This window comes from Blastopirellula marina DSM 3645 (assembly GCF_000153105.1).
In the GTDB taxonomy this organism is placed as follows: Bacteria; Planctomycetota; Planctomycetia; order Pirellulales; family Pirellulaceae; genus Blastopirellula; species Blastopirellula marina.
Genome location: NZ_CH672376.1, coordinates 3,436,467 through 3,450,197, shown reverse-complemented (window position 1 = coordinate 3,450,197; position 13,731 = coordinate 3,436,467). Strand labels below are relative to the sequence as shown.

Here is a 13,731-nt window from a genome sequence, read left to right as displayed (position 1 = left end):
TTCGTCCAAAAGTTCGCGAAGGAGCCGGTTTTGGAAAAGTTGAGCAGCAGTCGAGGGTCGAGATTTTTTCGGCTGTCCCGAATGTTCGGTTGGGGGTTGGCGGTAGCAGGACTCTCTTTCCTGTCGCAGAGTTGCGCGGCGGAAACGTTGGCCGAGGCCAAGGAATTGTTTCGCACCGGTCAATACGCGAAGTGCGTGGACGCAGCGGGTGCGGAAATCGCCGAGGGGACGTTCTCAGAAGAGTGGCGACTACTGAAACTGGAAAGCGAACTAATCCTAGGCCGCTATGCCGATGCGGTGCAGACGCTGGAAGAGGCGAAAAAGGTCAATACGTACAGTATTCGTCTTCGCTGGATCGAGCGTGACGTTCGCCGTTTTCAAGGAGAATCGGCCAAAGCGAAAGAAGTGCTCGCCGAGATCGCCGCCGAGGTCGAACGGTCGAGCGGCCGCTATCGCTCTCCTGAAGACATGGTCGTCATTGGGCAATTCTTCCTCGAAATTGGGGCCGATCCTAAACAGATTCGGACGACGCTCTTCAAGCAGGTTCAGCAACGTGCTCCCCGTTATGCAGGCGCCTACATCACCGCGGCGGAACTGGCGCTGGCCAAGAATGACTTTGCCTTGGCCGCCGAAGATTTTCAAAACGCCCTAAAAATTGATCCTGACAACCCACGGATCCTCTACGGCCTAGCGCGGTCGTTTGAGCCAAGCGATTCGAAAAAAGCGGAGCAGTATCTGAACGAGGCGCTCGCAATCAATCCGCATCATGTACCAAGCCTACTTTTGGCGGCGGAAGAACATCTTCAAGCCGAGCGCTACGAAGAGACTGAAAAATTGCTAGAGCAGGTGCTCAAGATCAATCCTGTCCAGCCGAAAGCCTGGGCGATTCGCGCCGTGTTGGCCCATTTAAGTAGCGATTCTGAACAAGAGACTCAGGCGCGGGCCAAGGCCCTCCAACATTGGACCGACAACCCCGACGTCGACTATCTGATCGGCAAGTTCCTCGCGCAGAAATATCGCTTTGCCGAAGCCGCCGCCGCGCAGCGCCAAGCGCTGACGTTCGACTCCGACTATCTACCGGCCAAAATGGAGCTGTCCAATGATCTGCTGCGCCTGGGAGAAGAAGAAGCAGGCTGGAAACTGGCCGAAGAGGTTTTTGACGCCGACAACTACAACGTGGTCGCGCATAATCTCTCGACCCTGCATGAGCATATGGCGAAATACCGCACGTTAATCAGCGACGGTTTCGTCGTGCGAATGGACGCCCAAGAAGCCGAGATCTATGGGCCGCGGGTACTGGAACTGTTGCGCGAAGCGAAACAGGTGCTCTGCGAAAAGTATGAGGTCGAACTGCCGGAAACGGTCGCGATCGAGATTTTTCCGCGCCAGCAGGACTTTGCGATCCGGACGTTTGGCTTGCCGGGCGGCGCCGGATTTTTGGGAGTCTGTTTTGGCAGCGTGATCACAATGAACTCACCAGCATCACAAGGGAATACCCCTTCTAATTGGGAGGCCGTCTTGTGGCACGAGTTTTGTCATGTCGTCACCTTGACCAAGACCCGTAATAAGATGCCGCGCTGGTTGAGCGAAGGTATTTCGGTCTATGAAGAAGGTTTGCGAGATCGCTCGTGGGGACAGTCGATGTCGCCTACCTATCGGAAAATGATCCTCAGCGACGACCTGACGCCGGTCAGCGAACTGAGCGGTGCGTTTCTCCGTCCTGCCAGCGCCGCTCATTTGATGTTCGCCTACTACGAATCGTCGCTCGTCGTGGAGTTTATCGTCGATCAATTTGGGATCGACGCGCTGCGTGCGATCCTTGACGACCTCGGAAAAGGGCTGCAAATCAACGACGCGATCGCGCGGCATGCGGCGCCCTTAGACGCGATCGACGCAGGCTTCGAGCAATATATTCAAGAGCGGGCCAATGCGTTCGCCGCTGGAGCCGATTTTGCGGAGGAAGAACTGCCGGCCAGGGCGGATGCGGCGACCTGGAAAGATTGGCTTGCGGAGCACCCCGACAACTTCAAGGGTTTGCAACAATATGCGCTGGCCCTGATCAACGAGGAAAAATGGCAAGAGGCGCAGGAGCCAATCGAGCGACTGCTGGAATTAGCGCCAAACTATGCCGGCGAGGGGAGCGGCCTGCCGTTGAAAGCGAAGATTTCTCGCGAAATGAGCGATACCCAACAGGAGATCGCAGTGTTAGAACAATTGGCGGAGCTCAGCGCCGATAGTGTCGCGGTCTATCGACGCTTGGCCCAACTGCATGAAGAGCAAAAGGACTGGGGGGCCGTCGTCGTCGATGCGAAGCGAATCCTAGCGGTTAATCCGCTGATCCCAGAACCGCATCGGTTACTAGCGCTGGCCGGCCAGCGCTGCGGCGACCGAGCTGCGGCGATCGACGGTTTGCAGGCGCTCTCACGGATGGATCCCTATGACCCCGCCGACATTCATTTTCAGGCCGCTCGATTGCTGGAACAAGCGGGACGGCTCGAAGAGGCTCGCAAACAAGTCTTATTGGCGCTGGCCGAAGCTCCCCGCTATCGCGAGGCGCACCAACTGCTGCTTTCGCTGACGGAGACCAGCGATGAAACGCCTGCCACAGACCCTGCGCCATCAACGGAAGAGGTCGAATGATCTTGAAAAAAACATGGATACGGTGGTCTCTGGCGATGGCCGTCGTCGCAATCATCGCAGGCGTCGTCTTTGCTCAGTTTGGGCCAGGCGCGCGATTGGGGGGCCGCCGGGGATTTCGCGGCAGTCCGCCGGAGTTCGGCGCGAAAAATGATTGGGAAATTGACGAGCATTTCCAGCATGACGCGTTCCGCTTTGCGCGGGTCAAATACAGCTCTTACGGTTGGCGCGACAAGTGGGCGGTCGACTTTCCCGAAAGTGATTTGAATCTCCCTCATCGCTTGCGCGAGCTGACTTCGATGGAAGTCCACCCTCAGAGCGTAATCGTCGAGCTGACCGACGAAAAACTGTCGGACTATCCGTTTCTCTATCTGGTCGAACCGGGCGACATGCTGCTATCAGACGACGAAGTCCGCGGGCTGCGTCGCTACCTACTGAACGGCGGCTTCCTGATGGTGGATGACTTTTGGGGAGAGCAAGAGTGGGACAACTTCTATCAGAACATCAAGCGAGTTTTTCCGGATCGTGAGCCGGAAGAACTGCCGCTGGAGCATGACATTTTTCATCTCGTCTACGACCTACAGGAAAAACCGATGATCATCAGCATCGGCGCTTGGATGGGGGGACGACGGACGGAGCGCCCTGATGCCCAAGAGGCGCACTATAAAGGCATCTTTGACGACAAAGGGCGGATGATGGCGATCATTTGCCATAACACCGACTTGGGAGACGGCTGGGAAGAAGAAGGAGTCGACCCGACCTACTTCAAAGAATACTCGGAGCGTTTCGCCTATCCCCTAGGAATCAACATCATTACCTACGCGATGACGCACTAAACCGGCTTTGCCGCAGTCGCGCGATCCTCCTCCTTTGACATCAGCGAGAAAGTCCATCCATCGTGAGTACCGAGACCGAAGCTTACGCCGCCGAACAACAGGCGGTCGAGCAGATCCGAGTCGGCCGTGAACGAATCCTGGCGGAGTTGTCAAAGGCAGTCATCGGACAACAGGAAGTGATCGACCAACTGCTGCTTTGTCTGTTCGCCGGCGGACACTGTTTGATTACCGGCGCGCCGGGCTTGGCGAAGACGCTGCTGGTGAATTCAATTTCGCAGATCTTTGATTTAGAGTTTCGACGGATTCAATTTACGCCAGACCTGATGCCGGCCGACATCACCGGCACTGAAATTCTCGAAGAGACGCACGATGGCAAGCGCAAGTTGCAGTTCGCCAGAGGCCCGATTTTCGCCAACGTGATTCTCGCTGATGAAATCAATCGAACGCCGCCGAAGACGCAAGCGGCGCTGTTGGAAGCGATGCAGGAACACCAGGTGACCGCGGCCGGCGTTCGCTATCCGCTGGAAGAGCCGTTCTTCGTGTTGGCGACGCAGAACCCGATCGAGATGGAGGGAACTTACCCGCTGCCGGAAGCGCAGCTCGATCGCTTCATGTTCAATATCTGGATGGACTATTTGCCCGAAGATGACGAAGTTGCGGTCGTCAGCCAAACGACCTCGCGCAGCAACGAGAAGATCAACTCGCTTTTCTCCGGAGAGGACGTGCTGCGATTTCATCGCGTCGTGAAAAAAGTACCGATCGCCGAAGACCTGGTTCGCTACGCGGTCCGACTTGCGGATGCGTCCAGGCCGGGACGCGCTTCGACGCCGGACTTTGTGAACGATTGGGTCACCTGGGGCGCCGGATTGCGTGCAGCCCAGTATCTGGTTTTGGGAGCGAAGGCGCGCGCCTTGCTTCTTGGTCGTCCGCATGTCGCTGTCGAAGATATCAAGGCGCTGGCGCATGTCACGTTGCGACACCGCATTCTCATCGGCTATCGCGCCGAAGCGGAAGGCGTGACGGTTGAAAAGGTGATCGATAAGTTGCTGAAAACCATTCCAGTGCCGGGGGCTTGATGAGCAGCGCATCCATTCCCATGGAAAACGGATCCAACACCGGCGCGGGACGAAAAAAATCTTCGTTCATCGATCCCGGTTCGTTAATGCGAATGAAGAACCTCGAACTCCGCGCGCGGGCGATTGTCGAAGGTTTTTTATCAGGACTGCATCGTTCGCCCTATCACGGGTTTTCGGTCGAGTTTACCGAATATCGCCAATACTCACCGGGGGATGATCCTCGCTTTCTCGATTGGAAGCTCTTTGCGCGGTCCGACCGTTATTTCATCAAATGCTTTGAGGACGAGACGAATCTGCGCTGCCATTTGCTGGTGGATCTGAGTCGTTCGATGACCTACGGCACCGTTGGCTACAACAAGGCCGACTATGCGAAGACGGCGGCGGCGACGATCGCCTACTTCCTCTCGCTGCAGCGTGACGCGGTCGGTTTGCTGACATTCGACGAGACGATCCTTGACCTGATACCTCCTCGGTTTCGTCCTGGGCAAATTCACCAACTGATGATGAGCTTGGAACGCGCACCCGCCGGCACGGCGACCAATATTGAGAAGCCGCTAGAGCAGGTCGCCGCGACCGTCGCCAAGCGGGGAGTGGTTGTCCTGATCTCGGATTTGCTTACGCCGATTGGATCGCTCCAAAAGAATCTTAGCTACCTACGGACGCGAGGGCACGAAGTCATTCTCCTTCGCGTGTTGGATCCACGAGAAATCGATTTCCGCTTCGATAAGCCGGCGATGTTTCACGACATCGAATCGGGACGCGACCTTTACATTGATCCCGACGCCGCACGAGAAAACTATCTGTCGGCGTTTCAAGAACATGCCGGCGCGGTGCAGACGATTTGCAATCAGCTGGGGATTGAATTGCATCAAATCTCGATCGATCGACCGCTCGAGTTGATCCTCTTTGATCTGCTTGCCGATCGCATGAAACGAGGTCGCGGCGCCGTTCGGCAAAGAAGGCCGGCAGGAGGCTCGTCATGAGTTTGCTGTACGGAGCATTTCTGCTGGGTGCGTTGACCATCGCGGCGCCGCTGTTGTTTCACTTGATCCGGCGGACGCCCAAAGCTCGGTACGAATTTAGTTCGCTGATGTTTCTTCAGCCTTCGCCGCCGCGGTTAACGCGCCGCAGTCGGTTGGATGAATGGTTGCTGCTGCTGTTGCGAGCGCTGGCGATCTTGCTGTTAGCGTTTGCCTTCACGCGCCCCTATTTCCGGACCCAGGCCGAATTATCACTCAGCGACGCGCCGCAGCGGCATGTGGCGATCCTGGTCGATCACAGCGCCAGCATGCGTCGAGGCGCGGTCTGGGACGATGCGATCACCGCGGCGAAGGAAGTAATCGACGGACTCGAACCGACCGACGAAGTCTCGTTGTTCGCCTTTGACGAAAAGCTGGAAATGCTCGTTGCGCCGGAGAGCTTGGCCGGGTTTGATCAAAACCAACGTCGTCAACTGGTTCGCAACAAACTGGCCGAACTATCGCCTACCTGGGGAGCGAGCGATTTAGGATCCGCTTTGCTCGGCGTGGCCGAGCGATTGGAATCCGCTGACGACCTGCACCAAACGCACGCCGCGCTGCAGATCGTTCTGGTAGGCGACGTGCAGGCCGGCTCGCAATTGGATGCGTTACAGACAAGCCAATGGCCCGAGTCGGTCCGTTTGGAGGTTCACAACGTCATTCCCGCTGACATCTCGAACGCTCGTGTCCGTCTTATCGCGTCGCAAGAGGAAGAGACCGACGGCGAGCGAGTTCCGCGCGTTCGCGTCCGAAACGTCGCCGGTTCCCAGATCGAACAGTTCGAGGTCGTCTGGAAAGACGGCGCCGAAGATCGATCGCGGCCTGTTTCGTTTTATGTGCCGCCAGGCGAAAGCCTGGTCTTGGACGTTCCGTTGGAGATCGGCAGCTCGTCGCCCGATCGCTTGCTGCTTCGCGGCGACGGACCGGGGCTCGACTTCGACAATACCTTTTATCAGGTCCCCGCAGTTCAGGAACAAATCAGCCTGGCCTATTTTGGCTCAGACGCAGCAGACGATCCTGAACAGATGCGGTTCTATCTCAGCCGAGCCTTCGACGAAACCCCTGCTCGCAAAATAGAAATCGCGGCAGTCGAGACCGAAGCAATGCCGAACTGGGAGATTGACGCGGCCCCCTACTTCGCAGTGATCGCTCACTCGCTGAGCCAGACGCAGCAAGATGGCGTCAACAAGTTTTTAGAGCAAGGAGGAGACGCGCTGGTCGTACTTAGCAGCGACGACATGGTCCGTGAAATGGGCGCCTGGTTAGGCGGGGTCCAACTTTTGCCGCCCAGCGACCAGAATAGCGCGGCGAAAGATTCATTCGCTCTGCTGGGATATGTTGATTTCCAGCATCCGCTGTTCGTTCCGTTCGCGGGCGCCCGCTACAACGATTTCACGAAGATTCGGTTCTGGCGGCATCGACAAGTTAACCTGGACGAGGTTAAAGGCGCCGCTGTCATCGCACGTTTCAGTGATGATACGCCTGCATTGTGGTCGATCCAGCGCGGCGAGGGAACGTTGTACGTGATGAGCGCCGGTTGGAGTCGCGCGGATAGTCAATTGGCGCTTTCCACCAAGTTTTTACCGTTGCTGTCACGTTGGTTGGAACTGGCCGCCAAAGGGCGTCTCGCGTCGCAATCGTACGTCGTCAATCAACCTGTACCGTTGCCGACAGCCCTAGGGAAACGAGTCGTGCAAACGCCGACTGGCGACAAGATAGAATTGGCTGAGCAAGATACCGTTTTCGCGGCGACCCTTGTTCCCGGCATCTACTCGCTGCTGGACGAAGGTCAGGAAACAAAGTTTGCGGTCAATGTCGCAGATAGCGAAAGCGAAACCGATCCGCTCGATCTCCAGCGGCTGGAGCAGTTTGATATCGCGCTAGGCGCTGCGCCGTCGCAAACCACGCAGCTCGATCGGATGCGACAGCTCCGCGATCTCGAACTTGAAAACCGTCAGAAGATCTGGAAGTGGCTCATCGTCGCCGTGCTGATCTTGTTGGGGGTCGAAACATGGCTCGCAGCTCGTAGAAGTCGTCAACCTGTTCAGGTCATGGGAGACCTCGCATGATGGATCGTCAGCTCAATGGCCAATTGCAAGGCGTCGCCCGGCGGTTACGTCTCTTTCGCATCTGGTGCGGCGTGGGGTTCGTCCTGCTTTCGATCGCGGCGCTATTAGGCGTCGTGTATGGGATCAGCAAATACTACGGCCTGGTGGTAGAAGGGATAATACCGCTCGCCATGATCACGGCGGTGGTCGGTTCGCTTGTCGCGATGATCGTCGGCATCGCCTCGGGGAGGAACGTGCGCCGCTTGGCGCAGCAGATTGAAACGCGGTTCCCGCAACTCAACTCGGCCTTATTGACCGCGGTCGAGCAGGACCCGCATGTTTCGACGCAAGGTTTGGGCTATTTACAACGCGCCGTTGTGGATAAGTCGCTGCACCATGCGCTGCGTCACGACTGGCGAAACTTGATCTCCCGCACGCAGATGGGGATGGCGCGCTGTTGGGCGGTGAGCGGCTGCGTGCTGTTAATCGTCGCTGTCGCCGCACTTCAATCGCTCAACGTCGACCTGATTGCGAAAAATCCTGACGCAACCCTCCAATTTGGCGACGTGGTGCTAAGCGGAACCGAATACGAAGCAAGCATTGAACCTGGCGACACCGAAGTCGAGAAGGGAGCTAGTCTGCTGGTGCTTGCGCGGTTCGCCGATCGCTTGCCGCCGGAAGCGACGCTTCGATATACGACGCAGGATGGCCAAGAGCATTCCGTCGCGATGTCGCAATCGCTGGATGATCCGTTGTTCGGCGGACGAATCGCCGCCGTCGCCGAGCCGCTCCGTTATCGGGTCGCCTTCGGCGATCAAGTCACGCCCGATTATGCAGTGACAGTCTTTGAGTATCCGCAGCTGCTGCAGGCAGACGCCAAGCTGGTCTTCCCCAGCTACACTGGCCAAGCCGAAAAGTTAGTGCAGGATACGCGCCGCGTTTCGGCAGTCGAAGGGACCGAGTTGACCATTTTGTGTCACGTCAACAAACCGCTGGTCAGCGCCCAGTTTGTCGAAGAGACGAAAGCCGGGGAAGAAATTCTCGCGCTCGAGATCGACCCAGCCGATCCGCTGACCTATGCGGTGACGTTTGTCGTCGATAGGTCCCGTCAACTGGCGCTGCGATTGACCGACGACGCAGGGCGAACCGACAAGCATCCGGCCGATTTTCGTGTCGTCATGATTGCGAATCGCCCTCCCGATATCAAGCTCGCTCAGCCGGCCCGCGACATGGAGGTGTCTCCGATCGAGGAAGTTGATTTGGCCGCTTCCGCTTGGGACGACTTTGGTCTCCAGCGCGTCGGCGTCAGCTATTCGATTCCCGGCAAGCTCGAGCGCGAAGTACTGCTCGGTGAAGAGTTTCCGACCAAAGATCGGATTCAGGCCGAGCATCTGCTGGCTTTTGAGGAGTTGGACGCCGAGCCGGATCAACTTCTTTCGTGGTACTTCTGGGCCGAAGACATTGGTCCCAGCGGCGAGAGTCGCCGAACGTCCAGCGATCTCTTCTTCGCCGAGGTTCGCCCCTTCGAGGAAATCTTTCGCCAAGGAGACCAACCCCCGGAAGGCTCGCAGCAACAGCAGCAACAACAAGGGGGCCGGAACGCCGAGCAGGCGCAAGAGCTGGCCGAACTGCAAAAGCAAATCATCAACGCGACCTGGAAAGTGATTCGTCGCGAGAGTCGCGACCAACCAACATCACAGTTTAGCGGCGACCTGCAACTGCTAGTCGAATCGCAACAAGAGGCGCTCGCTCTCGTCGCCGAATTAGAGCAAAATCTGCAAGATTCGCAGTCGCTCGAGCATGTCGGGCAGGTGAAAAAGTCGATGCTGCAAGCGATTTCTACCCTGGAAGCGGCGGCAGGCGGGCCCAAAATATCGGAACTTCAGCCGGCGCTTGGTCACGAACAAGCCGCCTATCAAAGTTTGCTCCGCCTGCGAGCACGCGAACACGAGGTCGTCGAGTCGAGCCAATCGCAGCAGTCCAGTCAGTCTCAGCAATCGCAGAGCAGTCGTTCGCAGCAACAACTACAGCAGTTGCAGCTGAAGGAAGACGAAAACCGCTATGCCCAACAAGAGCAGGCCCAAACCGAGCAACAGCAAGAGGCCCGCGAAGATCGGCAGATTCTGAACCGGTTGAAGGAACTTTCGCAGCGACAAAACGACCTCAACGAACGGATCAAAGAACAGCAAGGGGCGCTTGAAGCGGCCGAGACTGCGGAAGAGCGCGCCGAGGCCGAGCGACAGCTGAAACGCTTACGGGAAGAACAAGAGGAGATTCTCCGCGATACCGAAGAGTTGCAGCAGCGAATGGAGGAGCCTGAAAATCAGGAGCGGATGGCCGAGCAACGCCAGCAATTGGAAGAGGCGCGTGAAAACGTCCGACAGTCGGTTGATGCGTTGCAAGAACAGATGGTCACGCAGGCCGCAAACGCCGGAACTCGCGCTCAGAGCGAACTCAACGAGTTGCAAGATGAATTTCAAAAACGCTCATCCGGAGAATTTCAGCAACAGGTCCGCGATCTGCAACAGCAAGCGGAAGATCTGATGCAGGAAGAAGAAAAACTGGCGGAACAGCTCGAGCAACTCCGTAGCGGCGGCGAAGAAGAGGAAAACTCGCTGCGCGAATCGGGGCAACGTGAAGAGACGCAATCGCAACTTGGCGAGCAACAGCAGCGGCTGGAGCAGCTCTTGAATCAGATGCGAGAAACGATCGAAGAGGCCGAGGATTCGCAACCGCTGTTGGCCGAAAAACTTTACGAATCGATCCGCGACACCCGCAAGACAGATCCGCAGAAAGCGCTCGACGCCGCCGAGTCTTCGCTGCGGCGCGGATTTTTGGAAGACTCGATCCGACAGGAAGCGCAAGCGCGGGAGAGCATCGGTCAACTTGCCGAAGGAGTCCAGCAGGCCGCCGAGCAGATTCTCGGGGACGAGACCGAAACGCTGCGGCGAGCATTGCGTGAACTCGAGCAACTGAACGAAGACCTTGAAGGAGAGATCACCCGCGCCGCAGGACGCGAGCCGAACCAACCCGGCCAAAATCGAGAGGAACAGCCACCGCAAGAGACGCAACCATCCGGCGAACCAGGTGAACAACAACCGGGCCAACAACCGGGCCAACAACCGGGCCAACAACCGGGCCAACAACCGGGCCAACAACCGGGCCAACAACCGGGCCAACAACCGGGCCAACAACCGGGCCAACAACCAGGCCAACAACCGGGCCAACAACCAGGACAACAACCAGGACAACAACCAGGACAACAACCAGGACAACAACCAGGACAACAACCAGGACAACAACCAGGACAACAACCAGGACAAGGTCAGTCGGGCAGTCAGGACGCATCGCCTGGCGGCGGACTGGATCGGTTCTTACAGCAGGGGGGCTTTCAGCCGAATTCTCCTTTTTCCGGCGATGATTTCATCGACTGGTCCGATCGGCTTCGTGATGTCGAAGAGATCGTTGACGATCCGCAACTGCGAGCGGAAGCGGCTCGCATTCGGGATGAAGCCCGCGAGATTCGTCGTGAGATCAAGGGTCAGTCCGAAGCGCCGCAGTGGGACATCATCCAGGAAAAGATCTCCAAACCGTTGACCCGACTCCAAAACCGAGTCGCGGAAGAGCTGCTCAAGCGGACCGCCGACGACGCGAGGGTTCCGATCGACAAAGATCCTGTTCCTGCGCAATACGAGAATGCCGTTCGTCGCTATTACGAACGCTTGGGGAGCAGTGAATGAGCGATTGGATTCGCGAGCAGTTTATTCTTGAGTGGCCGAACGTTTGGGCGGATCAACACTGGTTGGTTCCTGCCTGGTTGCTCGGGGGCGCTCTGTTCTTACTGATCGTCTGGGCGTATCGCACGATCGCAGCGCCGTTGTGGTTGAAGCTAAGCTGCGCCGCACTGAAAACTCTGGCGATCGCCCTGTTGGCGATGATCTTGGTCGAGCCGATGCGGAGCGAATCGAAACCGGTTCCCGGCGCTAATCTGTTCGCGATTCTCGCCGACCGCTCGCAAAGTCTGCAGGTTTCCGATCGCGGTCAGTCAAAGACGCGGGCCGACCTTCTGAAGGCGCGGCTCGATCGCAGCGAAGCCTGGCAAGTTCGCTTGGGGCAAGAGTTTGACGTCCGTCGCTACGAGTTTGACGACCAACTCGCTCCGGTCGCCGATTTTCAAGAGTTCGCCGCCGCCGGCGAGTCTTCGTCGATGGTGAGTTCACTCTCCGCCGTAGCCGATCGTTACGCCGAGCGGCCGATCGCCGGCATCCTGCTCTTTACGGACGGCAATGCAACCGATCTTTCTGAGGCGAATATCGACTGGAGCCAATTTCCGCCGATCTTTCCTGTGATCCTGGGCGCCGAACAAACCGCCAACGATATCGGCGTGCGGCGGGTGACGGCAAGTCAAACCAACTTCGAGGCCGCTCCGGTCACTCTTACCGCCGAGATTGAAGGGGCTGGGTTCGCCGGCAAGTCGGTCGAGGTCGAACTGCTCGACGACAAGGGAGAGCGTCTGCAAACGCAAACGGTCAGCGATATTCGCGACGATCAAATCTTCTCGGTCCGGTTTCAGGTCAAGCCGACGCAGCGAGGAGTTCTCTTTTACCAGGTCCGCGCCTTCGCGAAATCGGAGACCGGATTGTTTGAAGATACGGGCAAAAGCTCCGAAGCGACGCTGCTCAACAACAATCGAATGGTGGTCGTCGACCGAGGTCAGGGCCCATACAAAGTGCTCTACGTGTCAGGGCGACCGAACTGGGAATTCAAGTTTTTGAATCGCGCGCTGGCCGGAGATGACGAGATTAAACTTGACGCATTGGTCCGCATCGCCAAACGAGAGCCCAAATTTCAATTTCGCGATAAGGACTCCAACGCCAACCGAATCTTCACCAACTCGGATGACGAACAGAAAGAGCAGGTCGAACAGTACGACGAAGCGGTGCTGCTGCGCGTAGGAAAGCTTGAACAGGGCGAGTTAACCGGCGGCTTTCCCAAATCGCCGGACGAATTGTTCGAGTATCACGCGCTGATCTTGGACGATCTAGAAGCGGACTTCTTTACGCAGGATCAAAAGTCGCTCGTTCAAGACTTCGTCAGCCTCCGCGGCGGCGGCTTTTTGATGCTCGGCGGAATCGAGTCGTTCAGCGAAGGGGGTTACCATCGCACGCCGATCGGCGAACTGCTGCCGATCTACCTAACGGCCGTCGCCAAACCGCCGCAACAAGCCGAGTTTGCGTTGGAGATGACCCGCGAAGGCTTGTTAGAACCGTGGGTACGCGTCCGCGCGACTGAGCAGGAAGAAGCGCAACGTCTGGAAGAGATGCCGCGACTACGCTCGCTGAATGCGGTCGGCGCGCTCAAGCCGGGGGCGACCCAGTTGTTGACGGCGCCGCTCGAACAAGGCGAGACGCGTCCCGTGCTGGTCACCCAGCGATTTGGAAAAGGACGAACGGCGGCGATGCTGATGGGCGACTTGTGGCGTTGGAAATTGCACCAAAAATCCCCCGACAACGAGGATCTCGAAAAAGCCTGGCGACAGACCGTTCGCTGGCTAGTGGGGGACGTTCCGCAGCGAGTGAAGGTCGAAGCGGTTCGCCAGCAAGCCGATCCCAGTCGTCCGATCGAGATCGCCGTTGAGGTTAACGACGAGAATTTCAAACCGCTCGACAACGCCAGCGTGACGATCGAGGTCAGCACGCCGGACGGGGAGACGCTGACGCTGACCGCCGCAGCGAAGGATGCTGTGTCTGGGCAATATGCGGCCAACTACGTTCCTCGCACGCCGGGCGCGTATCGCGCTCTGGTGACCGCTCGGAATCCCGACGGCAGCGAAATCCAACAAACGGCAACCGGTTGGGTATCGGAACCGGCCGGCGAAGAATTCCTGACCTTGAAACCGAATCGCGACTTTCTAGAAACGATCGCCCAGCAGTCAGGCGGGGAAGTCGTCGATCTAGCCGACCTGGACAATTTTGTGCGGACCTTGTCGGAACGAGACATTCCGATCGTCGAACCAAAAGTTCACGCGGTTTGGCACACTTGGGCTGTTTTTCTGCTGGCGGTTGGTCTGTTGGTATCGGAATGGGGAATTCGACGATGGAAAGGACTTGCCTAA

The 13,731-nt window shown here is 57.6% G+C and carries 7 protein-coding genes; all 7 read left to right on the top strand.

Going from position 1 to position 13,731, the window contains the following annotated elements; all coding sequences use genetic code 11:
• Positions 1–81 precede the first annotated feature (81 nt).
• Positions 82–2,640, top strand: coding sequence for a tetratricopeptide repeat protein (locus DSM3645_RS15830; RefSeq protein ID WP_161603358.1), 2,559 nt, complete (start codon positions 82–84; stop codon positions 2,638–2,640).
• The gene (locus DSM3645_RS15825) at positions 2,637–3,473 is read left to right on the top strand and encodes a DUF4159 domain-containing protein (RefSeq protein WP_116344417.1); all 837 of its coding nucleotides are present in this window, start codon (positions 2,637–2,639) and stop codon (positions 3,471–3,473) included. Before DSM3645_RS15830 ends, DSM3645_RS15825 begins: the two co-directional genes overlap by 4 nt.
• 62 nt (positions 3,474–3,535) lie before the next feature.
• A complete protein-coding gene (locus tag DSM3645_RS15820; RefSeq protein WP_002653237.1) occupies positions 3,536–4,549 on the top strand; it encodes an AAA family ATPase in 1,014 nt (337 codons plus the stop codon).
• Between the two features lie 20 nt (positions 4,550–4,569).
• Positions 4,570–5,532 carry a DUF58 domain-containing protein gene (locus DSM3645_RS15815; protein WP_002653236.1) on the top strand — a complete coding sequence of 321 codons (963 nt, stop codon included), beginning with the start codon at positions 4,570–4,572 and terminating at the stop codon, positions 5,530–5,532.
• Entirely contained in the window at positions 5,529–7,637 is a 2,109-nt protein-coding gene (locus DSM3645_RS15810; RefSeq protein ID WP_002653235.1) for a BatA domain-containing protein, read from the top strand. Before DSM3645_RS15815 ends, DSM3645_RS15810 begins: the two co-directional genes overlap by 4 nt.
• Complete coding sequence (locus tag DSM3645_RS30045) at positions 7,634–11,356, top strand: DUF4175 family protein (protein WP_040351889.1); 3,723 nt, start codon at positions 7,634–7,636, stop codon at positions 11,354–11,356. Before DSM3645_RS15810 ends, DSM3645_RS30045 begins: the two co-directional genes overlap by 4 nt.
• Positions 11,353–13,731: a glutamine amidotransferase gene (locus tag DSM3645_RS15800; protein ID WP_002653233.1), complete on the top strand. Its 2,379-nt coding sequence runs from the start codon at positions 11,353–11,355 to the stop codon at positions 13,729–13,731. Before DSM3645_RS30045 ends, DSM3645_RS15800 begins: the two co-directional genes overlap by 4 nt.

Excerpts from the sequence above, each read along its gene's own strand:
- DSM3645_RS15830 (WP_161603358.1), top strand. The coding sequence starts at position 82 with ATGTTCGGTTGGGGGTTGGCGGTAGCAGGACTCTCTTTCCTGTCGCAG.
- DSM3645_RS15825 (WP_116344417.1), top strand. The coding sequence starts at position 2,637 with ATGATCTTGAAAAAAACATGGATACGGTGGTCTCTGGCGATGGCCGTC.
- DSM3645_RS30045 (WP_040351889.1), top strand. The coding sequence starts at position 7,634 with ATGATGGATCGTCAGCTCAATGGCCAATTGCAAGGCGTCGCCCGGCGG.
- DSM3645_RS15810 (WP_002653235.1), top strand. The coding sequence starts at position 5,529 with ATGAGTTTGCTGTACGGAGCATTTCTGCTGGGTGCGTTGACCATCGCG.
- DSM3645_RS15800 (WP_002653233.1), top strand. The coding sequence starts at position 11,353 with ATGAGCGATTGGATTCGCGAGCAGTTTATTCTTGAGTGGCCGAACGTT.
- DSM3645_RS15815 (WP_002653236.1), top strand. The coding sequence starts at position 4,570 with ATGGAAAACGGATCCAACACCGGCGCGGGACGAAAAAAATCTTCGTTC.